21 protein-coding genes, 1 pseudogene and 1 riboswitch are annotated in these 22395 nt (G+C 71.4%); of the genes and pseudogenes, 7 read left to right on the top strand and 15 right to left on the bottom strand.

Annotation, left to right across the window (positions count from 1 at the left end; genetic code table 11):
• The first annotated feature begins 113 nt into the window (after positions 1-113).
• Positions 114-1115 (top strand): methylenetetrahydrofolate reductase, encoded by a 1002-nt coding sequence (locus NG1_RS33155; RefSeq protein ID WP_062977562.1) that lies wholly within the window; start codon positions 114-116, stop codon positions 1113-1115.
• A gap of 161 nt (positions 1116-1276) precedes the next feature.
• Here NG1_RS33155 and NG1_RS33150 read toward each other — a convergent pair whose 3' ends face one another.
• The 10 genes and pseudogenes from NG1_RS33150 to NG1_RS33105 all read right to left on the bottom strand — a co-directional run.
• Entirely contained in the window at positions 1277-2437 is a 1161-nt protein-coding gene (locus NG1_RS33150) for an LLM class flavin-dependent oxidoreductase (RefSeq protein ID WP_062977559.1), read from the bottom strand.
• Positions 2434-3240 carry a DUF1684 domain-containing protein gene (locus tag NG1_RS33145; protein ID WP_062977557.1) on the bottom strand — a complete coding sequence of 269 codons (807 nt, stop codon included), beginning with the start codon at positions 3238-3240 and terminating at the stop codon, positions 2434-2436. Before NG1_RS33145 ends, NG1_RS33150 begins: the two co-directional genes overlap by 4 nt.
• Positions 3237-4607, bottom strand: coding sequence for an NtaA/DmoA family FMN-dependent monooxygenase (locus NG1_RS33140; protein WP_062977555.1), 1371 nt, complete (start codon positions 4605-4607; stop codon positions 3237-3239). Before NG1_RS33140 ends, NG1_RS33145 begins: the two co-directional genes overlap by 4 nt.
• Complete coding sequence (locus tag NG1_RS33135; protein WP_062977553.1) at positions 4604-5737, bottom strand: LLM class flavin-dependent oxidoreductase; 1134 nt, start codon at positions 5735-5737, stop codon at positions 4604-4606. Before NG1_RS33135 ends, NG1_RS33140 begins: the two co-directional genes overlap by 4 nt.
• Complete coding sequence (locus tag NG1_RS33130; protein WP_062977551.1) at positions 5737-6246, bottom strand: hypothetical protein; 510 nt, start codon at positions 6244-6246, stop codon at positions 5737-5739. The genes NG1_RS33135 and NG1_RS33130 overlap by 1 nt, the downstream gene beginning before the upstream one ends.
• A complete protein-coding gene (locus tag NG1_RS33125; protein ID WP_062977549.1) occupies positions 6246-7868 on the bottom strand; it encodes a dipeptide ABC transporter ATP-binding protein in 1623 nt (540 codons plus the stop codon). Before NG1_RS33125 ends, NG1_RS33130 begins: the two co-directional genes overlap by 1 nt.
• Positions 7865-8662 (bottom strand): ABC transporter permease, encoded by a 798-nt coding sequence (locus tag NG1_RS33120; RefSeq protein ID WP_084499378.1) that lies wholly within the window; start codon positions 8660-8662, stop codon positions 7865-7867. Before NG1_RS33120 ends, NG1_RS33125 begins: the two co-directional genes overlap by 4 nt.
• Positions 8663-8808: 146 nt before the next feature.
• Positions 8809-9813: an ABC transporter permease gene (locus tag NG1_RS33115; RefSeq protein ID WP_062977547.1), complete on the bottom strand. Its 1005-nt coding sequence runs from the start codon at positions 9811-9813 to the stop codon at positions 8809-8811.
• Positions 9814-9815: 2 nt separating this feature from the next.
• On the bottom strand, positions 9816-11435 hold the full coding sequence (locus tag NG1_RS33110; protein ID WP_157114384.1) for an ABC transporter substrate-binding protein: 1620 nt from the start codon (positions 11433-11435) through the stop codon (positions 9816-9818).
• Between the two features lie 126 nt (positions 11436-11561).
• Positions 11562-11897: pseudogene (locus NG1_RS33105) on the bottom strand (amino acid ABC transporter permease); the annotation flags it as partial.
• A gap of 90 nt (positions 11898-11987) precedes the next feature.
• Positions 11988-12082: riboswitch (SAM riboswitch) on the bottom strand.
• A gap of 385 nt (positions 12083-12467) precedes the next feature.
• Here NG1_RS33105 and NG1_RS33100 point away from each other — a divergent pair.
• Complete coding sequence (locus NG1_RS33100) at positions 12468-13175, top strand: hypothetical protein (RefSeq protein ID WP_062977542.1); 708 nt, start codon at positions 12468-12470, stop codon at positions 13173-13175.
• 3 nt (positions 13176-13178) lie between these two features.
• Here NG1_RS33100 and NG1_RS33095 read toward each other — a convergent pair whose 3' ends face one another.
• The 5 genes from NG1_RS33095 to NG1_RS33075 form a co-directional block, all read right to left on the bottom strand.
• Positions 13179-14369, bottom strand: a complete 1191-nt coding sequence (locus tag NG1_RS33095) for a glycosyltransferase family 2 protein (protein ID WP_062977540.1) — start codon at positions 14367-14369, stop codon at positions 13179-13181.
• Positions 14370-14404: 35 nt separating this feature from the next.
• The gene (locus tag NG1_RS33090; protein ID WP_157114385.1) at positions 14405-15073 is read right to left on the bottom strand and encodes an LppM family (lipo)protein; all 669 of its coding nucleotides are present in this window, start codon (positions 15071-15073) and stop codon (positions 14405-14407) included.
• Between the two features lie 194 nt (positions 15074-15267).
• The gene (locus NG1_RS33085) at positions 15268-16137 is read right to left on the bottom strand and encodes a carotenoid biosynthesis protein (RefSeq protein WP_084499375.1); all 870 of its coding nucleotides are present in this window, start codon (positions 16135-16137) and stop codon (positions 15268-15270) included.
• Positions 16134-17699, bottom strand: coding sequence for a phytoene desaturase family protein (locus tag NG1_RS33080; RefSeq protein ID WP_062977535.1), 1566 nt, complete (start codon positions 17697-17699; stop codon positions 16134-16136). The genes NG1_RS33085 and NG1_RS33080 overlap by 4 nt, the downstream gene beginning before the upstream one ends.
• A gap of 7 nt (positions 17700-17706) precedes the next feature.
• On the bottom strand, positions 17707-18318 hold the full coding sequence (locus NG1_RS33075; RefSeq protein ID WP_062977533.1) for a GNAT family N-acetyltransferase: 612 nt from the start codon (positions 18316-18318) through the stop codon (positions 17707-17709).
• Between the two features lie 171 nt (positions 18319-18489).
• Between NG1_RS33075 and NG1_RS33070 the strand changes: the two genes are divergently transcribed.
• The 5 genes from NG1_RS33070 to ftsL form a co-directional block, all read left to right on the top strand.
• Positions 18490-18930, top strand: coding sequence for an SAV_6107 family HEPN domain-containing protein (locus NG1_RS33070; RefSeq protein WP_039797092.1), 441 nt, complete (start codon positions 18490-18492; stop codon positions 18928-18930).
• A 289-nt stretch (positions 18931-19219) separates the two neighbouring features.
• Positions 19220-19630: an SCO2097 family morphological protein gene (locus tag NG1_RS33065; protein WP_062977531.1), complete on the top strand. Its 411-nt coding sequence runs from the start codon at positions 19220-19222 to the stop codon at positions 19628-19630.
• A gap of 402 nt (positions 19631-20032) precedes the next feature.
• Positions 20033-20464 carry a division/cell wall cluster transcriptional repressor MraZ gene (mraZ, locus tag NG1_RS33060; protein ID WP_039797118.1) on the top strand — a complete coding sequence of 144 codons (432 nt, stop codon included), beginning with the start codon at positions 20033-20035 and terminating at the stop codon, positions 20462-20464.
• 186 nt (positions 20465-20650) lie between these two features.
• Positions 20651-21625 (top strand): 16S rRNA (cytosine(1402)-N(4))-methyltransferase RsmH, encoded by a 975-nt coding sequence (gene rsmH, locus NG1_RS33055; protein ID WP_062977530.1) that lies wholly within the window; start codon positions 20651-20653, stop codon positions 21623-21625.
• 127 nt (positions 21626-21752) lie between these two features.
• Positions 21753-22395, top strand: a 643-nt coding sequence (ftsL, locus tag NG1_RS33050) for a cell division protein FtsL (RefSeq protein ID WP_062977570.1), incomplete at its 3' end; no start/stop codon positions are given.

Below are 22395 nucleotides of genomic sequence, written 5' to 3'. Positions count from 1 at the left end.
GGGGCGGTCGCGCGTGTCGCTCGGCGTGGCGAACATGTCGCTCGAAGCGAAGAATACGCGGGACGTCCGAGCGACCCGACGGGGCCGCCACCGGCCACCTCTACACTGAACCGGTGACTTTCGACAACGTGCGGGGAAGCTCGACCCCTGGCCGGCCGTCCCGGACGCACCCGAACGTCTCTGGAACACCTTCGGTCGTACAGAGTCTGCGGGCTCACGCCGGGCATGCGGTGCCGTTCTCCGTGGAGTTCAATCCGCCCCGCGACGCCGCCGCCGAGGCGCGGCTGTGGCGCGCCGTGCGGCAGTTCGAGTGCATGCATCCCGCGTTCGTGTCGATGACCTACGGCGCCGGTGGTTCCACGCGCGACCGCACCGTCCGGGTGACCGGGGAGCTGGCGCAGCAGACGACGCTGCTGCCGGTCGCGCATCTGACCGCGGTGGAGCACAGCGTCGCGGAGCTGCGCTCGCTGGTCGGCGCGTATGCCGACTCCGGTATCCGCAACATCCTGGTGCTGCGCGGCGACCCGCCGGGCGACCCGCTGGGGGAGTGGCACAAGCATCCGCAGGGCGTCTCCTACGCCGAGGAGCTGGTGCGTATCGTGCGCGACCTCGGTGACTTCCACGTCGGTGTGGCCTCGTTCCCGCAGGGCCACCACCGCTCGCCGGACCTGGCGACCGACACCGCGTTCCTGGCCGCGAAACTGCGTGCGGGAGCGGAGTATTCGATCACCCAGATGTTCTTCGACGTCGAGCACTACCTGCGCTTGCGCGATCGGCTGGCGGCGCTGGACCCGATCGAGGGCGCCAAGCCGATCATTCCGGAGCTGATGCCGATCACGTCGCTGCGCACGGTGCAGCGCGCCGAGGAGCTGTGCGGCAGGCCGCTGCCGGACTCGGTCATGCGGCGGCTGCGCACGGCGGCGGGCGACGGCGGGGAGGAGAACGCCGCGGCGGTGCGCGCGGCGGGCATCGAGATCGCCACCGAGATCGCCCAGCGGCTGATCGACGAGGGCGCGCCGTGCCTGCACTTCATCACGCTCAATTTCGCCAAGGCGACCAGCGAGGTGCTGACCAACCTCGGTTACGGCGTCACGGCCGCCCCGGTCAGCGTCTGAGACTTCCGTCTCGGGTGCGCTACGTGCGCGGCACGGGCCGCTTCGACGCCGTGCCGGCGGCCGCTCGTCCCCGGACGGCGCATTCGAGCCGCTCCGGCGAGCACTGTGGCGGCCTCGGTGACCGGCTGGTGCGCTTCGAGCGCGCACCGGCCGGCGCAGCGTCAGGCCGCGCGGGCCGCGCGCAGCCCCCACGCCTCGGCGAGCAGCCGATGCGATTGCAGCCGATCGGCGTGCCGGTGGGTGATCGTGGTCACCAGCAGTTCGTCCGCTCCGCTGACGCGTTGCAGCGCGGACAGCCGATCCACGACGGTGCCGGGTGACCCCACGAACTGGGTGGCGAGGCGATCGTCGACCAGGCGTCGCTGCTCCGCGGTGAGCGGGGCGATGGTCGCCGGATCGGGGTAGTCGGCCGCGCCCGCGCCGCTGCGGATGCTGTGCACCCAGTGGCCGTAGCTCGCGGCCAGCCGCCGCGCGGTGGCGTCGTCCTCGGCCACGACCACGTCCGCGGAGATCACCACGTACGGCTCGGCCAGCTCGGCGGACGGGCGGAACGCCGCGCGATACGCCTCGATCGCGTCCAGCGCGGTGCCCGGCGAGACGTGATAGGCCGCGGCGAACGGCAGCCCCAGCCGCCCGGCCAGCTCCGCGCTCTCGCCCGCGGTGCTGCCGAACAGCCACAGCCGCACCTGCGCGCCCTCACCGGGAACCGCGTGCAACGCAACGCCTTCCGGGCTGACGAAGGTGCCCGCCAGTAGAGCGCGCACCTCGCCGATCTGCTCGGCGAACTCCAGCGGCTGCGCGCCGCGCTGCTGGAGGGCGCCCACCGAGGCGATGAACTTGGACCGGTCCAGGATGCGGCCCGGATCGAACGGCGGCGGAACGACCACGCCGTCACGGATCTCGGTGCGTCCGGTCACCGTGCCGACCACGGGCTTGCCGCGCGCGGGCCGCGCGGCCTCCGCGCCGAACTGGCCGCGTCGATGACCCGACCGGCCGAGGCCGAGGTCGAGCCGGCCCGGGTACAGCGCGTCGATCGTGCCGAACGCCTCCACGATCGAGGCCGAGGTGTGATGACCCACCTGCACCGCGGCCGAACCCACCCGGATCCGCTCGGTGGCCGCCGCGACCAACCCGATCAGGGTGATCGAGGAGGAACTGGCCACCGAGACGAAGTGGTGTTCGGCCAGCCAGTAGCGGTGGTAGCCCCACTGTTCGGCGTGCTGGGCCAGATCGACGGTGTTGCGCAGGGCCTGCTGCGCGGTCGAGCCCGCGCTGATGGGGGACAGGTCCAGGATCGAGAGGGGAACGAACCGGCCGCTCATGCGGCACGTCCCCGCCGCGGGTCCTGCTCGCCCGCTTCGATGGCCACGCGCAGCCGGTTCTGCGCGGGCGCCACCGGGCAGGTCGCGAAATCGGTGAAGGCGCACGGCAGATTCGCGGCGCGGTTGAAGTCCAGCAGCACCGTGCCGTCCGCCTCCGGCGTGCCCACGGTCAGCGATCGCGCCGCCGGGTAGGTCGTCACACCGCTCGTGGCGTCGGTGAACAACACCCGCAGGTTGTCCTGGTCGCCGAACGCGACGACGCGTTCGGTCACCTCGCCGATGCGGAATTCGATGGTGCCCGCTGCGCTGTGGTGGTGCTCGAGCCCCTCGACCACGGCGCCGGTGATCACGGTCCGCTGCTGCGCGAACGGCGTGAAGCGTCCCGGGACCACCCAGCGCGGGTCGGGCCGGTAGGCCGGGATGCCGTCGAAGGTCAGCAGGGCGGGCGAAGCGGGGTCGTGCACCCGAACGGCGTAGCGGCCCGTGCGGCGGATCACCTCGAGCACCCGCCGCTCCTGCCGGACGTGCAGCCCGGGCGCCCCTTCGGCAGGGGTGACGATCTGTACGCCCGCGATGCCGAGCCCGTCGTATTCGAGCCGGTCGGCGGGCTGGGCGGTGATGAACACCTTCTCGTCGGTGACCCACCAGGTGCCGGGCAGATCGGGCAGGCGTTCGGGGCGGTCGGTGAGCCAGTGCAGCGCGGTCAGGCCGAGGAAGCCGAGCGGGTCGCGCAGTCGGTCTTCCCGCGTGTGGTGCCAGCGTGCCCACTCGGTCTCGAAAACGGTGGTGATGCTCGTGGTCATGACGCTTCGGCTCCTTCGTGGGCGGTGGTGCGACGGTGGGGATGGCGCAGGCCGAGGTGGTCGCGCAAGGTGGTTCCGGCGTACTCGGTGCGGAAGCTGCCGCGCTCCTGTAGTTCCGGGACGACCCGGTCGACGAATTCGTCCAGCCCGTGCGGGGTGAGGTGCGGGACGAGGATGAAACCGTCCGCGGCGTCGGACTGCACGTAGGCGTCGATCCGCTCGGCGACCGCCGCGGGCGTGCCGACGAACTGCTGGCGCGCGGTGACCTCGATGATCAGCTCCCGGATACTGAGCCCTTCGGCTTCGGCTCTGGCCCGCCAGGACTCGGCGACGGCGCGGGGATCCTTGGCGTGCCGCACGCGGCCGCGGGTGATGTTCACGTCGTCGACGGGCTCGACGTCGGGCAGCGGTCCGTCCGGATCGTATCCGGACAGATCCCGGCCCCAGACCTGTTCGAGGAAGGCGATCGCGGTCTGCGGGCCGACCTGTTGGAGGCGGATGTGCCTGGCGCGTTCCTGCGCCTCGGCCTCGGTGTCGCCGAGGACGAAGGTGGCGGCGGGGAAGATCTTCAGCTCGTCGGGGGTGCGCCCGTACTTGGCCAGGCGACCTTTCAGGTCGGCGTAGAAGCGCTGCCCGTCCTCGAGGGTGCCATGGCCGGTGAAGATCGCGTCGGCCGTGGCAGCGCCGAATTCCCGGCCGTCCTCGGAGTCGCCCGCCTGCAACAGCACCGGGTGACCCTGCGGGCTCGGCGGCAGCACGAATCGGGCGGTGATGTCGAACTGTGCTCCGCGATGGCGGGTTTCGGGGATCTCCCGGGCGAACACACCGGCCTGCCGGTCGACGACCAGTGCGTCCGCGGCCCAGCTGTCCCACAGCGCGCGGGTCACCTCGACGGTCTCGGCCGCGCGGTGGTAGCGCTCGCGGTGCTCGAGATAGCCGCCGCGCCGGAAGTTCTCGCCGGTGAACGCGTCGGAGGAGGTCACGACGTTCCAGGCCGCGCGGCCGCCGGAGAGATGGTCGAGCGAGGCGAATTGCTTGGCCAGCTCGAACGGCTCGTTGTAGGTGCTGTTGATGGTGCCGGCTAATCCCAGCTTCTCGGTGACCCCGGCCAGCGCGTTGAGCACGGTGAAGGTGTCCGGCCTGCCCACGACGTCGAGGTCGTGGATGCGGCCGCGATGTTCGCGTAGCCGCAGCCCTTCGGCGAGGAAGAAGAAGTCGAACAGGCCGCGCTCGGCGGTACGCGCCAGATGCTCGAACGACGCGAAATCGATCTGGCTGCCCGACTCGGGGTCGCTCCAGACGGTGGTGTTGTTCACGCCGGGGAAGTGGGCGGCGAGGTGGACCGGCTTGCGCGGCTTGTCGGTCACGACGGGGTGCCTTTCGTGCTGATGGCGTAGCGGCTCTCCGGACGGGGCAGCCCGAGGCGTGCGCGTAATGTGCTGTACGACAGCGGCTTCCGGTTTATCGCGGGCAGCAGGCGCACGGCGGCCGGAAGCGCGAGCGGGCGCAGGACGACACCGTCGGCGGCCTCGGCGCTGTCCACCGCCGCGAGCACTTCGCGCAGCGTCTCTGCGGTCCCGAGGTGGCGCAGGGCGCTGGGCGCCGCGGTGCGGACCGGGCCGGCCCAGCCGTCCAAGGTGTGCGCTTCCGCCCGTGCCGCGTCTGCGGAGCCGGCCAGGTGGATGTCGAGATCAAGCAGTACGTGCACGCTGTCCGGGTCGCGGCCCGCGTCCGCGAGCGCAGCGCGCAACGCGGTGCGCCGTGCCCGCGCCGCGTCGAGATCGTCCGCGCCGATCCGGATCAGGTCGGCGCGGCGCAGCGCGACCGCGGTGGCGGCCGCGCCGTCGGCGCGCACCGCGACGATCGGTTGGCCCTGTGGGGAGCGCGGTGTGATGGAGGGCCCCTTCACGGCGAAGTTGTCGCCGGTGAAGTCGATGTAGTGCAGCTTGTCCCGGTCGACGAAGCGGCCGGTCGAGGCGTCGCGGATCTCCGCGTCGTCCTCCCAGCTGTCCCACAGCCGGGTGGCGACCTCGATCGCCTCGTCGGCCTCGTGCCACAGCGCGGCCGCGTCCTGCGCCGGTTTGCGCCCGAACGCACGCGCCTGCTCGTCTCCTTCGGAGACGGTGACCTCCCAGCCCGCCCGGCCGAGCGTGGCGAAGTCCAAGCTCTGGATCGCCTTCGCCAGATGGAACGGTTCGGTGTGGGTGACCGGCGCCTGGGGAATCAGACCGACGCGGTGGGTGGCGGCCGCGACGTGGGCGGCGATCGCGACCGAGTCGAGCCTGCCGCGGGTGGCGCCGGGGCCGCCGGGCTGCACGCCGAACGAGTCGGGCAGGAACACCGCGTCGATGCCCGCTCGCTCGGCCGCGACGATCACCTCGGTCCAATACCGTCCGGTGAACAGGTCCTCCGCGCGTGAGTCGGCACGCCGCCAGGACGCGGGGTGCGCGCCGGTGCCCGCCGCTTCGACGGCGAGGAAGAAGCCGGAGTGCGCCATCAGGCCGTGCCCTCCGCCTCGATCTGCTGCCGCAGCGCCGGATGGGTCCCGGATCCGGCGACATCGGGTCCCAGCAGCAGCGCCTGCTGCCACAGTGCGGCGCGCATGCCTCGCGCGGACCGGACGGCGCGGCGGTCGCGTTCGGCGCGGACAGGAGCCACGGCGTGCACGCGCGGGTTGCCGGAGGTGTCGGCGGCACGCGGGGCGCGCAGACGGGTGCGCCACCAGCGCGCGGTATCGGGTGCGACGCCGGCGGGGGCGGCCGGGATGTCCGGCGCGGGAGACGGTTCGGCGTCGGTGGCGGCCGGTTTCCGGTTGAAGGCGGAGTACACCATCAGGGCGATCCTTTTCGGTCGGTGCCACCACGGCTCGTGGCCGGTGGTGGGCTCCGGTGCGGAGGGAGGGGTGATCGCGCAGGACGCGACGGCGGGTTCCGGGCGGCTGCGGCACGGGGCCCAGCGCTGCTGCCGGTTCAGCACCCGGCTGTGGCGGTAGGTCGGACGGGGCATTACGACACGCCTTTCGGGACTGCGGGCGCCGGGATGGCCGACAAGAGCTCGCGGGTGTACTCGTGCCGCGGGTTGCCGAAGATCTCCGCGGTGCGGCCGGATTCGACGATGCGGCCGCGCCGCAACACCGCGACGTGGTCGCTGATGCGGCGGACCACCGCCAGATCGTGCGAGATGAACAGGTAGCTCAGCGCCAGTTCGGCCTGCAGGCCGTCCAGCAGTTCGAGGATCTGCGCCTGCACCGAGGCGTCCAGCGCGGAGACCGGTTCGTCGAGCACCAGCAGCTCGGGACGCAGCGCCAGCGCCCTGGCGATGGCGACGCGCTGACGCTGCCCGCCGGACAGCTCGGCGGGCTTGCGCTGGGCGAACCCGGACGGCAGCGCGACTTGCGCCAGCAACTCCGCCACCCGCTCGCGCCGCTGCGCGCGACTGCCGACTCCGAACGCGCGCAACGGTTCTTCGATGATCGAGCCCACCCGCCAGCGCGGATCCAACGAGGCGTAAGGGTTCTGGTACACCACCTGGAAGCGTTTGCGCAGCGCGCGCAGCCGCGACCCGCGTGCCTTCGACAGCGGCTGTCCGTCGAAGGTGACCTCGCCCCGATCGGGTTCGGTGAGCCGCAACGCGATCCGCGCGGTGGTGGACTTGCCCGACCCGGATTCGCCGACCAACGAGAGGGTCTCGCCGCGGCCCAGTTCGAAGCCGACCCCGGCCACCGCGGTCACGCTGTCGCCCCCGTGGGCCCGGAAGGTCTTGTGCACTTCGCGCAGGACCAGCAGCGGCTTACCGCCGCGTGGCTTGGGCTCGCGGTAGCCGCCCGCCGGAGCGAGGCTGGGCGAGGCGGCGAGCAGGCGCTTGGTGTACGGGTGGCGCGGTGTGGCCAGCAATTCGGCGGTCGGGCCGCTCTCCACCACCTCGCCGCCGTTGAGCACGACGAGCCGATCGGCGCGTTCGGCGGCGACGGCCAGATCGTGGGTGATCAGCAGCACCGCCGTGCCGCGCGCCGCGATCTGCTCGGCGAGCCGGTCCAGCACCCGGCGCGCCACGGTCACGTCGAGCGCGCTCGTCGGCTCGTCGGCGATGACCAGGTCCGGTGCGCAGGCCAGCGCCGCGGCGATCAGCACCCGCTGACGTTGTCCACCGGACAGCTCGTGCGGGTACTGAGCGGCCCGCAGTTCCGGCCGATCCAGTCCCGCGTCGGCCAGCAGTTCGATCGCCCGCGCCCGCCCCGCCTTGCGGTCGGCCAGTCCGTGCACCACCAGTGCTTCGGCCACCTGATCACCCACGCGCCGCACGGGGTTCAGCGACAGCCCGGGGTCCTGGGGGACGAACCCGATGCGAACTCCGCGCAGCCGCCGCAGCGCGCGTTCGGAGCCGGTGTCGACCACGGCGCCGTCGAAGGTCACGGTCCCCCCGGTGGTCTCGGCGTTCGACCCGAGCAGGCCGATCACGGCGTGGGCGAGCGTGGACTTGCCGGAGCCGGATTCGCCGACCAGCGCCACCACCTCGCCGCGGGCCACCGTGAGCGACACCCCGTTCAGCGCGGTGGCCCCGCCGGTTCCCGACCGATACCGAACCCGCAGGTCCTGGACGTGCAGCAGCGGAGATGCCGGGGCGCTCACGGGTGTTCTCCCTTCCCGATCGCGCGTCCGAGGCGCTGTGCGGCGAGCACGACGGCGATGATGACGAACCCGGGCAGGGTGGTCATCCACCACGCGGTCGCGAGGTAATTGCGGCCCTCCGAGATCAGCGTGCCCCACTCGGGGGTGGGCGGCTTCGCGCCGTATCCGAGGAAGCTCAGCGCCGACACCGCCAGCACCGCCATGCCGAATTCGACCGCGGCCAAGGCGAGTACGGGCTGGTAGGCATTGGGCAGCACGTGCCTGGCCAGCACCGTGTACCAGCGCAACCCCGCGGCGTGGGCCGCCTCCACGTACCCCGCTTGCCGGACCCGCAGCACTTCCGAACGCATCACCCGCGCGAAATTGGCCACCAGCGAAACGCCCACCGCGATCGCCACATTGCCGGTGCCGAAGCCGAGCGCGGTGACCAATGCGAGCGACAGCAGCAGCGCGGGCACCGACAGCAGCACATCGACCGAACGCATGACCACGGTGTCGACCACGCCGCCGATCGCGCCCGACAGCAGGCCGAGCAGCGACCCGGCGACGAACGCGATGCCGACGGCGGCCAGCGTGGCGGTCAACGAGAGCCCGGCGCCGTGCACCATCCGGGTGTAGAGGTCGCGTCCGAGATTGTCGGTGCCGAACCAGTGTTCGGCGCTGGGGCCCTGGAACTTCTGCGCGGGCACGCCGGTCAGCGGGTCGCCGCCCGCGAAGACCGACGGCGCCAGCGCCCATCCCACGGCGAGCAGCGCGACAGCACCCGCGATCAGCAGTCCGGCATTGCCGCGCAATCTCTTCCAGTGCACGGCCGGGCGCCGCAGGCCGGGTAGCACGGCTGCGCGCCGTTCCTCGATGACGTCAACCACGAGTCCTCACCTCCTCGGCCGGCGGCGCGCCGAGCGCGAGTCCGGCGGCGGTACGAATGACGGAAGCGGCGTCAGGCACGGATGATCGCCTCCTCGGCGGCGTCGACGGCGGCCCGCTCGGATTCGCCACTCACGGCGCGGGAGCGGGCGGCGATGCGCGGGTCGAGCAGCGGATACAGCAGATCCACCGCGAGATTCACGCTCACGAACACCGCCGAGGTGAGCAGCACGATGCCCTGCACCACGGGGATGTCCTGCGCCAGCACCGCGGTCTGGGTCAGCCGCCCGACGCCCTGACGGGCGAAGACCGTCTCCACCACCACCGATCCGGCGAGCATGTTGCCCACCAGCACCCCCGCGATGGTGAACGCGGGCACACTGGCCGGGCGCAGCACGTGCGTGCGCTGCACCCACCAGCGCGATCCGCCCCTGGCCAGGGCCACGTCGACGAACGGCTGACGCCAGGTCGTCTCCAGCCCGGCGGTGAGCACCTGCGCGATGACCGCGCCGATCGGCAGCGCCAGGGTGAGCGCGGGCAGCACCGTGCCCGCGAACCCGTGCCCGCCGAACGCGGGCGCCAGCCGTAACTGGAACGAGAACACTTGCAGCAGGAGCAGTCCGGTCCAGAAGGTCGGCACCGAAACACCCAGCGACGGCAGCGCGGCCAAGGCGTTGCGCAGCCACGGCCGACGGCTGTGAGTCGCCGCGAACGCCAGCGCGACGCCACCGGTGACCGCGAAGAGCAGGGCGGCGCCCGTCAACGCGAGCGTGGCGGGCAGCGCGTCACCGATCGCGCCGGTGACCGGCTGCCCGGTGGCGATGGAATGCCCGAGATCGCCGGTCACGGCGTGCCCGAGCGCGGTCCAATACTGTTCCCACAGCGGCCGATCCAGCCCGTAACGGGCCTGCAACTCGGCGATGGCCGCCTTGTCCACCGGGGTGCCCGACCCGCCCGCATCGGCCGCGATCGAGACCGGGTCGGCGGGCAGCAGGTACAACACCACGAACGACAGCGTGAACGCCGCCCACAGCACCCAGATCGCCTGCAACACCCGCAGGGCCAGATAGCGCGCCATGACTATCGCCCGCTCAGCCAGGTGTCGAAGAACTGCAATCGCGCCGAGGCTTCGAACTTCAGGTCCTGCGTGCTCGCCCCCGCTCCGATCGCCTGGGACAGCTCGACGGTCGGGATCAGCAGGCCCGCGTCGAGCACCTGCTGCTGCGCGGTGCGGATGAGCCCGTTGCGCACCGTGGTGTCCACGGTGGCGACCTGCCCGTTCAGCGCGTCGTCCAGCGGCGGGATGGGGCCGCGCGCATTGAGGTTGCGCCCGTCGAGACCGAAGGAGGTGCGCAGGATGTCGCCGTCGGCGCGGGTGGTGTTGCCGTAGAAGGTGTCGAAGTCCTTGCTGTTCTGCCGCGCCGTGGTCTCCGCCACCGACACCAGGTCCAGCTTCAGTTCGACGCCGACCTGCCGCAGTTGTTGCTGCACCAGTTCGAGAATCGCCTGGTTGCCCGCGAACACCTGGCTGAAGAGCACCGAGAACGTCAACCGCTCACCGTTCTTCGCCCGGATGCCGTCCGCGCCGGGCACCCACCCGGCCTGGTCGAGGATGGTGCGTGCCTTCGCCGGGTCGAAGGCCAGCCGTGCCGAGAGGTCGGTGTAGCCGGGTGTGGTGCTCGCCAGCGAGCTGGTGGCCGGCTTGAACTGCGGGCCGAGCACGGTGTCCACCAATTGCTGGCGATCGATCGCGGGCAGCAGTGCCTGGCGCACCGCCGGATCGCGCAGCGGTCCACGGGTGACGTTGGACTGCAGGCCGAACGGCACACCCGGGTTGGCGGTGCTGAGCACCCGGCCGCCCGCCGCCTCGATCTGCGGCGCGTCCTGCGGCAGCGCGTCGCTGATCGCGTCCAGCTGCCCGGAGGCGAGACTGCCGGTGCGCACGCCGGATTCGGGCACCACGGTGAACTCGATCTTGTCCAGGTAGGCCTCACCGCGATGGGCGAACACCGCCGAACCCCAGTGGTAGCCGCTGCGCTTGGCCAGCGTCACCGCGGCGTCCTGGCGGTAGGCCGTGTAGGTGAACGGCCCGCTGCCGACGTTGTCGCCGAGGCAGCGCTGCTCGGCGGGCTTCGCCGTGGTCACGTCGGCCAGGATGCCGAGCTGGGCGGTCGAGGCCGCCTGCAGGAATTGGGCGTTGGGCTTGCTGAACTCGACCCGGGCGGTGAGCCGGTCGACGGCCGTGGTGCCTACGTAGCCGGTGAGGTAGCTGCTGCCCAGCGGCGCCTTGCCCGAGCCGAGCCGCACGACCGAATCGAACGTGTTGCGCACCGAATCGGCGGTGAGCGGCGTGCCGTCGCTGAAGGTGACGCCGTCGGTGAGGCGGAAGGTGAAGACCTTCGCGTCGGGGCTGGCTTCCCAGCTCTGCGCCAGCCACGGCTTCAGCTCGCCGGTGGCCGGATCCTGGTCGGTCAGCGAATCCACGATCTGCCGGGTGACGTACAGCGTCTGGTTGGTGCCCGCCTGGGCCGGGTCCGAGCAGGTCGGCGCCTGGGACAGGCCGTAGCGCAGGGTGCCGCCCGGCCGGGGCGGGCCCGCGTCGCCGCCGGGCGCGGCCGAATCACTGCCGCAGGCGGCCACGGTGGTGGCCGCGGCGAGCGCGCCGGCCAGCGCGGCGATTCGGTGACGGGTTCGGATCACGAGGCGACTCCAGATACTTCGGTGGGGGCGAGCTGCTCGCCCTGCTGGGGAAAGGCGTCAGCGACACCGGTCGCCGACGGTCGGCTGGGCATGCGGTGGCGCTGCGTCATCTGCTCAGCGCTTCTTCGGCAGGGTGGGGAACGCCCAGATGTAGACCCACGAGACCACCCGCGGCACCGGATTGTTCGACAGCCGGGCGACCGCGAGCGCGGTGCCGAGCAGAAAGCCCAGCGCCGTGCCTCATGCGGTCAGCTCCACGGTGACCCGCAACGCCGACAGCACCGACTTCGTGGTGATGTACTGCGCGAACGTCGGCCAATCCCACCCGGGGTTGGTGGCCAGCCCGTGCACGAACTGGGCGAGCAGGATCAGCGCGACGGCACTGACCAGCCAGCGCCAGGGGTGCCGGGTCTCGGCCACGGTCGGCGGTGTGCCGTACTCGGCGGCGTCCGGCGCGGGCAGGGGTGTGCCGGTCGGGTCCGGTTCGCGCGCCGGGGCGGTCGCGGGTGCGGTGGACGCACTCATGACGGGTCCTCGATGATCACTTCGGTTCCTCCATCGGTCCCGGCGGAAGCACCCGCACCCGGGTGACCGGGGGGTTGCTGCGACGTCGACGAGCCAGGTCTCTCGGTCGCTCTGGATGGTTGGCGCCGACCCCCTGTCAATCGATGTCAGGGTGTAGCCGAATCATGATGCCCAGCAAGGGAAGGCTGGAACAAGAGAAGTAATCAGCGTGAGCGTAGACCTTGTCCACGCCAGTTGATCGGGTCTTTGTAGTAACCAGGCGTGCGCTACTTCGCCGAGGGGCGGTGCGAACCTGTCGCGTCGTCGCGGACGGGCGTCCAGCGCCGGAAGACGGCGGTCCGATGCAGCATACGGGTATGGCCAGGACTGGGGAACGCGGGTCGGCCACGCGGAAGCCTGTTTCGGGCAAACGAGACTCGCCGCGAAATTGCTGTACGCAATCCGTGCTGTTGGAGCCGTTTGCCGGAGTACTGTGCCCCTCGATCGTTCCGCCGATGAGGAGGTTTCGTGATCATTTTGCGTCGTCTGACCCAATTGTCCGCTGTCGCGACCTGTTCGGTCGCCCTCGCGTTTGCCGGGCCGGGTGCCGCGTTCGCGGCTCCGGATGCCACGATTCCCGCGTTCTCCGATCTCTCCGCGCCGATCGCCGCCCCCGGTGACCTGTTCGGCGCCTATCAAACCGCGCTCGACGCGCTGCGCGCGCTCGGTATCCAGCCGTTCGCGTACCCGAGCGCGTCGGCGTTCTGCCTCGACAACACCACGGCCGGGCTGGCGCCCGCGGTGGCGGGAGCCATACCCGGGCCGTGGCCGAAGAACACCGTGCAGCTTCCCGGTTTGGACCTCAGCGCCGTCAAGGCCGGGCAAGCCATGTTCACCTTCGTGCCCTACGGCCTCGGGCCGGACGGCGCGAATACCGCGGGAATGCAGGTGGCCTGGCTCAATCTGAGCAACGGACGCAGCGGAACGGCCGCCATGGGACCGCTGGCCGACATCGCCCGCGCGATGATCCCCGCTGCCGTGCCCGCGGACCAGCGGCCGGTGGCCGAGCAGGCGATCCGGGACTTCCTCTTCGCGGCCCTCCCCATGGGCGGGGTGCGGGCGGTCCCGGTGGACACCGGCAAGGGCACCGTTCTCGCCGCGGTGTTCGGCACGGTGCAGAACGGCGCCAAGTCCTGCTTCTTCCTGCCGACGGTCGGAATCACCGCGGTCCCGTGAGATTCAGCTGTCGCGGCGCGGCGCCACTCCCGGGAGCGAACGCCCCTTCCAGTGCGCCGTGCCGCGACGGCGGGCCCGGTGCGAACGCGCCCACAGCAGCAGATACGCCGCCACCGAGACCGGATGCGCGATGGCGGCAGGCACGTCCGTGCGCCCCAGCGGTCCGCCGGTCTCGGTCGAGCGGGCCAGCAGGCGCCCGGCGACGGCGGCGAGCCAGCCGACCGCGCCCGTCCGGCGGACCGCGCCCCTGCCGAGCACGGCGGCCGCGGGCGGTACCCAATAGGCAAGGGCCGCAACGAGTCCCACCGCCGCTCCGCCCGCGATCGTGCCGTCGTAGGCCGACCAGAGCCAGCGGGTGTAGCCCGCGTCCAGGTCGGCGGCGCCGCGATACATCCTGGTGCGGGCCAACTCTCCGGCGGCCACCAGAGCGGTGGCGTGACCGGCGCGCCGCAGCGTACGGGCGATGTCGAGGTCCTCGGTGACGCTCCCGGCCACGGCCGTGTGGCCGCCGACCGCCCGGTAGGCGGCGTTGTCGAACACGAGGAACTGGCCGCAGGCCACCGCCGTGGCGGGTCGCAGGCTCCGGTCGGCCACGGCGATCGGCAGCGTCGAGGCCCACGACCAGCACAGCAGAGGCTGCACCACGGCTTCCGCCACGGAATCGGCCACTTGCAGGGGCCAGGGCGAGACCAGCGCGGCCGCGCGCGTGCGCAGCGCGCCGACTGCCGCGGCGAGCGCCGTGGGGGCCAGCCGCACATCGGCGTCCAGGAAGATCAGCACCGGCGTCGACACCTGCTCCGCAAGCCGGACACAGGCGGCGGCCTTTCCGGTCCAGCCGGCGACCGGATCGAACTCGGTGCGCAGCAGGGTGAAACGCGGGTCGTCGCCGATCGCCGCCAGGGCGGCGGCGCCGGTCTCGTCGGTGGACGCGTCATCGAGGATGCGTACCGCGAGGCGCGGTACGCCCACCTGCGCGCGCAGGTCACCGATCAGGGCGGGCAGCCGGTCGGCCTCGTTGCGCGCGGGAACGCAGACGGTGACGGGTTCGATCACCGTCGTCGGGGCATTCGTCAACCTCGGCACGGTGATGCGGTTGTATAGCGCGATGCCCGCGCCGAGCGCCGCCACCGCGGTGGCGAAGGTCGGCAGGATCGAGTTCGCGCGCAACGTCTTCGGCAGGTCGGCACTCACCATGTGGGCCACGCTATCCCGGCGCACCGACCTGCCGCTCAGCGATTCTGCGTCACCGAGCGCCACCAGCGGCTCAGGGAGAAGCCGACTTCCGGCGCGCCGGGCGCGGCGGGGTTGCGGTCCATGTACGCCATCGCCGCGACGATGGCGGCCACCGCGAGCGTGATGCCGCCCGCGATGCCCGCCCACCCCGCGAACGAGCGGGTGTTCGGGTCGGCGTAGCTGACCTCGGCCTGCGGCCTGGAGACGTCGCCGGGCGGCAGTTTCCAGGAGACGACGTTGTCGCCCTCGCGGTTGCCGTTGGTCTTGGCGACGCGGGCCGGGAATGCGATGGTCAACTGCACGTCCGAGCCGTGCGGCGGCAGCGATTTCAGATCGACCCGCCCGCTCAGGCTGACCAGGTCGCCGGTGCGCTGGAACTGCAACTGGAACATGCCCTGGGTCTGCTCGGACAGCTGGCCGAGCTGTTGCACATCACCGAAGGACAGGTCCTCGAAGAATACCTGGCTGCCGGTGTAGCCGTCCTGGGCGTACGGCTCCACCCGCAACTTGGCCGCCAGCGTCTCGGGCGCCTTCAGCTGCGGGCCCTTGTCCCCGGCGTCGGCGGGCACCACGGCGGCGACGATCCGGCCGGACACCCGGTCGTTGGAGGAGACCCCCATCGAGACCTGGACCCGCAGGCAGCCCGCGAGCATCGGCACCAGCATCGCCGCGAGCAGGACCACCGACGCGACACGCGCGCCGCGGCGTGGGGCCCACCGCTGCGGGAGGTCCGGGGCATCGGGCTTCGTGATGACGGGACTCGGCTGCACGGGTGACATCGTGCCAGGCCTGCCGCCCGGAATGAAACGCGCCAGTCGCAGCGCGCGTCGGCGCGCCGGGCGCGGCACGCGGCGGCGGGTCAGCGGCGCGCGCGAGCCAGGGCGACCAGCAGGGGAACGCCCAGCAGACCCATACCGGCGAACCCGTATCCCGCCGAGGAGGGAAGGTCGAGGAACACCGCGTGGGCCAGCGCCGATCCGAGCCAGGTCCACCCGAACAAGGCCACCGGAACGGTGAGCGCGATCGCGCGGCCGTGCGATCGCGGCGTCCGCACCGGATCCGGCGCCGCCCGCTCCCAGACCGCGAGCACCGCGGCCATCACGAGCGCCACGCCGAACCAGCCCAGGTAATTCGTCAGCGGAATCCAGTCGAGGCCGGGCAGTCCGGAATGGATGTCACACCAGGTCCACTGCCCGTCGGCCACCATCTGCGGATCGAGGAACAGGTCCCAGCCCACCGCGCCGACCGCCGTCCACCCGATCCGGGCGATCGTGCGCCACGACAGCATCCCGGCCACCACCCACACCGGATACATCCCTCCGGTCCAGGCCAGCGGGACGATCAACGGCACCTCGAGCAAGGCCGGTCCGAGCCGGTCGGTCGCGTACTCGTAGCAGCCGAACGGGATGCCGGTCGCGGTGCCGATGACCTCCGCCGTGAGCCCGATGCCGGAGACGATGGTCAGAAAGCCGACGGCATAGCGCGATCCCCTGGTCGTCGTCGCGTGCGCCAGCGCGGCGGCGGTGGACAGCAGTACGACCGCGACGGTGATGCGGTCGCGCCCACTACCCGTGGTCAGCGGATACCCGATCTGCGCGACGATCGTCAGCGCCACGAGGACGAGGGGCAGCAGAAAGCTCGCCGAGCGATAGCCGGACAGCAGCCCCTGGGAGTGCTCGGTCGCGGTGGGTTCCGTCGGGGCAGGCGGCGGCTCGCCCGAGTCCGTCATCGTCGAAGCCACCGGGTCAGCCCGCGCCGGTGCAGGTCGCGCAGTGCGAGGGCGGCGGCCGTGCGGCCGCTCGCGCCGGAGACACCGCCGCCGGGATGGGTGGACGCGCCCGTCAGATACAGCCCCCGCGCGCCGGGCACCCGCTGCCCGGCCAGTTCGGGGAGCGGTCGCCACAGCATCATCTGGTCCAGCGACATCTCCACGTGCATGACGTTGCCGCCGACGAGCCCGAGTTCGCGCTCCAGATCCACCGGCGTCTGCACATGCCCGCGCAGCACCGTCTCCGCGAAACCGGGTGCGTAGGACTCCACTTCGGCGATGATCCGGTCGCCTTCCTGCCGCGCGAGATCGGACCAGTCGGCGCCGGAGGCCAGACGGTACGGGTGCCACTGCGCCCACAGCGACAACTGATGCTCACCGGGCGGCGCGATGGTCGGGTCCAGTGCGCTGAAGCTCATCGCCAGGACGACCGGTCGCGGCGGCAGGTCCCCGGCCAGCGCCGCACCGTGCGCACGGCGCAACTGCGCGCGGTCGGACACCAGGAATTGCAGGCCGTGGGCGGAATGCTCGATCGGGGTGCCGGGGTAGCGGGGCAGCGCCGACGTGGCGGCGCGCACCACCATCCCGATGCCGGGACCGACGCGGATGCGCCTGCGCCAGTCGTCGAGCACCGCGCCGTCGAAGCCACCGTCGCGCAGCAGCTCCAGCGTCGTCAGCACATGGCAGCCCGCGATCACGATGTCCGCGCGCAGGTCTCGGCCCGAGGCGGTGCGCACCCGCCAGCGGTCGCCGTCGCGGCGCAGCGCGGACGCCGCGTCGCCCGCGGTCACCACCCCGCCGTCGGAGCGCAGCCGCGCCACCAGGGCCGTGGTCAGCGCCCCGCTGCCGCCGACCGCGCGCCCCGGCGGCAGGGTGTGCATGAGCGCGGCGAAGCCCACCATCGGCGCGGTGCCCGGCTCGGACATCGGCGGCCCGGACTGGGCGCCGAACCACGCCAGCGACGCCTTCAACCGTTCGTCCTCGAAGCAGGCGTCCAGCAGCGCGTCACCGGATTGCAGGAATTCCCGCGACAGAGCGCTGCCGCCGTCCTTCGCGTCCAGTCCCCAGAACGACCGCACCAGCCGTCCCGGCGTCGGTCCGCCGCCGAAGGCCCGCATCACCCGGGCGCTGCGCGGACCCCACGTCCGCACGAACCGGCGGTAGGCGGCCGCGTCCCGCGGGCTGCAAGCCGCCGCGATCGACGCGCAGGTCGCTTCCAGGTCGCGATGGAACACGATCGCGGAGCGGCCCGCGTGCGCGGGCGTGAAACCCCATGGATCGCAGTCGATGTATCGCAGACCGAAGCGGTCGAGTTCGAGTTCCTCGACGATGCCGGTGTGGCGGATCATGATGTGCGCCGACGAGCCGCGATCGACCCGATGGCCGGGGAACCGCTCGACCGTCGACACCGCGCCGCCGAGGACGTCGTCGCGTTCGAGCACCTCCACCTCGTGTCCGGCGCGGGCGAGATAGCACGCGGCGACCAAGGCGTTGTGGCCCGAGCCGACGACGACCACCGTCACGTGACCCTCACAGCGGCAGCCGCCTGCCGAGGATCGCGAACGGCCGGTTGTCGCCCGCGAACACGAAATTCCGGACCACGTCGGTGAATCCCTGCCTGCGGTACAGCCGCCATGCGCGATTGTCCTCGCCGGTGACCTCGGGCGTCGACAGCAGCACGGCGCGCTCGGTGCGGTCGCGCAGCAGCCGTTCCAGCAGTGTGCCGCCGATGCCGCGACCCTGCGCGGCGGGATGCACATGCAGCTCGGTGAGCTCGAAGTAGTCCGACAGCAATTCGCGCGCGGAGTGTTCCGGCCAGCCCGAGCGCCGCATCCCGCTGTGCACCTGCTGGTGCCACCACTGGTGGGCGGCGCCCCGATAGCCGTAGGCGATCGCCACGATCGGGGCGTGGCGCAGATCGATCCGGCCGGAGTCGTCGGGCAGCACCGCGGCGACCGCCTGCCAGCCGGGCCGGGTGGTGTGCTCGGTCCACATCGGCGCGCGATGGTTCTCGGTCCCGCGCGGGTAGTCCATGGCGGCCACGTAGACCGCCAGCGCGTCGTGCAGCCGGGAGCGCAGAGCCGCCACCGAGAGATCGATGACGGCGGGTGCGGGAGTGTGATTGGGCTTGACGGCGGTCATGGCTCTCGTCGGTCGCGCGGGACGCGGAAGTTTGTCGGTGGGCGTCTCTATATTGAAGCTCAATTCAAACGTTCGAATACCTGTTCGGTCCGGGTGGTGCTGGAAAGCGGTGGGGCACCCCGCCTCCAGTACGGGATACCGGCCAAGGTACGCGATGGTGGAGGGACGGCGATGTCTGGTCGAGTGGAACATCCGGGCCGGCCCGGCCGGGCCGGCAAGTTGCTGGAGCGCGCGGACGGGTTGCTCATGCAGGCGGCGGGGGAGCGGGATCCACGGGAGCGGTTCCGCACCGCCTACCTCGCCGCACTGCGCGGCGCGGGCGCGGTGATCGCGCTCACGGGCGCCGACGCCGCGCCCCGGGCGCGCTCGCGCAACGCGTGGGTGCTGATGCAGCGCGCCGCGCCGGAATTCGTGATGTGGGCCGACTACTTCAGCGCCCGCTCGGAGATCCGGGCGGCGCTGGAGGCGGGGCTGGACCGGAATGTCGACGAACACGAGGCGGACGAGTTCTCCTCGCGGGTGGCGGCATTCCTCCATGACGTGGAAGACCTCCTCGCGGCGTCGGCCCGGTTGCGGCCCGCGCCGGGAGTGACCGGCGGCATGACCGCTTGATCATCGGCCTGAAGACGGACTCCGTCCGACTGCGCCCATAAGGCGTACCTCCGCCTTCGCTGCGGCCGTGCGCGTTCTGAAGACGGACTCCATCCGACTGCGCTCATTAGGCGTACCTCCGCCTTCGCTGCGGCCGTGCGCGTTCTGAGGACGGACTCCGTCCGACTGCGCCCATAAGGTGGTCTGGCCCTGATCGAACTCGTATCATTGGTGACAGATGGCCGCCAAGGTCGGCTATCTGTCGCCTACCCGGAGGCGACAGCCACGTCCTAGTGCCGGGGGAGGTACCGTGCCACTCTCCGAGCACGAGCAGCGCATGCTCGAACAGATCGAGAGCGCTCTCTATGCTGAGGATCCCAAGTTCGCCTCATCCGTCCGCGGCGGACGGCTACGTTCGACCTCGAGTCGTCGCAGACTCCAGGCCGCGGCGTTGTTCGTCCTCGGCCTCTTTCTCCTCGTCGCGGGCATCGCCGCGCCCGTGAAGCCCGGCGGCTTCCCGATCATCAGCCTGATCGGATTCATCGTGATGTTCGGCGCCGGTGTACTCCTGTTGCTCGGCACCTCGAAGAACGTCGCCAAGAACGATCGGTCCGGCGGTCAAGCGCCCTCCGGTTCGGGCGGGCGGGGCCGGCAGCGGAAATCCGGCGGTTTCTCCGAGCGCATGGAGGATCGCTTCCGGCGGCGGTTCGAGCAGGAATAGCTCGCCCGTAGCCTGACAACTTCAGCAGAACCGGCGACGCCGCACCGCGATGGTGCGGCGTCGCCGGTTCGCGTGTGTGTCCGATCGCCGCACGGATGATCTTCGAACCGGACTTCCCCCTTCCCCCACACCTCCCCACAAACTTCCCCCACCACGCCCCCTCGGAGGGGGCATCAGAGCGTTTGCTGGGTGTTTTCGGACGTTTGTCCCGGGGGGTAGCGCGTGTCGGCAGAACTCGCGAAAGTTCTCCACGGCGGTGATAGCTGGGATGACCTGCGTAATCGTCTGGGTCGGGAGCCAGATCACCGCCTGTTTCGATTGAAAGTGGGGGAAAGTGGGGTAATGTGGAGCGCGCAGTACTGAAGGGCCGACCATCGAGGTGATCGTTAGGGAGGTATCGAGTTGTTTCTCGGTACCTATACACCTCGCTTGGACGACAAAGGGCGACTCACGTTGCCTGCGAAGTTTCGAGACGATCTGGCGGGAGGGTTGATGGTCACGAAGGGGCAGGACCACAGCCTTGCCGTGTACCCGAAAGAGGAGTTCACCGCGCTCGCACGGCGTGCCGCGGCCGCGTCTCGAAGCAACCCGCAGGCCCGTGCGTTCGTCCGGGCACTCGCGGCCGGAACGGACGAGCAACGTCCGGACGCGCAGGGCCGGATCGTGTTGTCCGCCGACCATCGTCGCTACGCCAACCTGCAAAGGGATTGCGTGGTGATCGGTTCGGTCGACTTCCTGGAGATTTGGGACAAGCAGGCGTGGGAGTCCTACCTCGCCGAGCACGAGGAGGACTTTTCGCAAGCCAGAGACGAGTCGCTGGGCGGAATCTTCTAGCCGCGGGCGCACGAGTGCCACGCGGTCTCTGCCCGGACGCGGACCCTGACGTACTTCCCCGACGCCAGGTGCCGGAGTTCGGTCAGAGACCCCGGGGCATTCGTAATCCGTATCGAAAGCACTCTGTATCAAGGCGACCCGTGTGGCGGTGCGCGACGACGCGAGGCAGGACTCCGGGAGGTCGAGGTGAACCGTGAACAGCGCGGTCCCCGCCATGTTCCGGTTCTGCTCGAGCGAGCCGACGCGCTACTCGGTCCGGCCTTGTCCGAGCCCGGCGCGGTCTACGTCGACGCGACGCTCGGTCTCGGCGGTCACGCCGAGCACTTCCTGAGCACCTACCCGGATATCCACCTGGTCGGTCTCGACCGCGACACCACCGCCTTGAAGCTGGCCGGTGAGCGGCTCGCGCCGTTCGCGGATCGAATCACGCTGGTGCACACCCGCTATGACGGTATCGCCGACGCGCTGTCCGAGGCAGGCCTGTCTGCCACCGGTTCGGTCTCGGCGATCCTGATGGACCTCGGCGTCTCCTCGATGCAGCTGGACGAGGCCGATCGCGGCTTCGCCTATTCCGTGGACGCCCCGCTGGACATGCGGATGGACCCGACCAGCGGACTCACCGCCGCCGACGTGCTGAACACCTACAGCCACGGCGACCTGGCCCGGGTGCTGAAGACCTACGGCGAGGAACGCTTCGCAGGCCGGATCGCCTCCGCGGTGATCCGCCGCCGCCGGATCAAACCGTTCAGCACCAGCGCGGAGCTGGTGGAGCTGCTGTACGCCACGATCCCCGCCGCGACACGCCGCACCGGCGGGCATCCCGCCAAGCGCACCTTCCAAGCGCTGCGGGTGGAGGTCAACGGAGAACTCGACTCGTTGCGAGCCGCGCTGCCCGCCGCGCTCGCCGCGCTGCGCGTGGGCGGCCGCATCGTCGTCATGTCCTACCAGTCACTGGAGGACAAGGTGGTCAAGCACGAGTTCGTCGCGCACACCGCGTCGAGGACACCGGTGGACCTGCCGGTCGAGCTCCCCGGCATGGGACCGGAGTTCCGGATGCTGACCCGCGGAGCGGAGAAGGCGACCGAGCAGGAGATCGAAGACAACCCGCGGGCGGCGCCGGTACGCATGCGCGCCGCCGAGCGGATCCAGGAGGCGCGGTGATCGAGCAGTGCCCGGCGCCGCGTCGCGCCGGTCGGGTGCGGATGTCCCGCAGCGATGTCGGAGGCCGGATGAGACAGCGTCGCGCTGTGCTGGTCCGGCGTCCCGGGAGGACACAGGAGGGGAATCGATGAGCGTGCGGACGCGGACCGTCGAAGCGCCGAGCCGGGTCGCCCGGCGGGTTCAGGATGCCGAGCGGGTGAAATCCGGCGCGGCGCAGCGCGCCTACGCGAAACGGCGCATGCGTGCCGAAACCGGTTCGGACACCACGTTTCTGCCCACCGTGCGGCGCTCGGCGATGGCCGCGCGCATCCCGTTCGTCACGGCCATCCTCGTTCTGCTCGGCTGCGGCCTCGCGCTCACCTTGCTGCTGACCACCCGTGCCGCCGAGGACAGCTATCAGCTCGGTGACGCGCGGGCGACGAATCGGCGGCTGGCCGACGAGCGCGCGGCGTTGCAGCGCGAGGTCGAGGTCGCCGATTCGGCCCCGGAACTGGCGCTGCGCGCGCGGGAGCTGGGGATGATCCCCGCCAAGGACCCGGCCCGCCTGTTGATCGGGCCGGACGGCTCGGTCACGGTGATCGGCAAGCCCACACCGGCCCAGGGCACTCCGGTCCCGCCGCTGAACGCCGGGCCTTCGGCGCGCTCGCCACAGGGGGAGCGGGTGGTTCCGGTCACCACCACGCCCGGTGCCCCGGTGCCGGGCCGTCCGAACAGCGGGCCGCAGAACAACGCTCAGGTGAACGCGGCGCCCGCGCCGGCAGGCCCGGTCC

Origin of the sequence: Nocardia gamkensis NBRC 108242, assembly GCF_001612985.1 — a bacterium.
Taxonomy (GTDB): domain Bacteria; phylum Actinomycetota; class Actinomycetes; order Mycobacteriales; family Mycobacteriaceae; genus Nocardia; species Nocardia gamkensis.
Note: the sequence above shows the minus strand (reverse complement) of the source record. Positions and strands in the feature narration are given on the sequence as shown.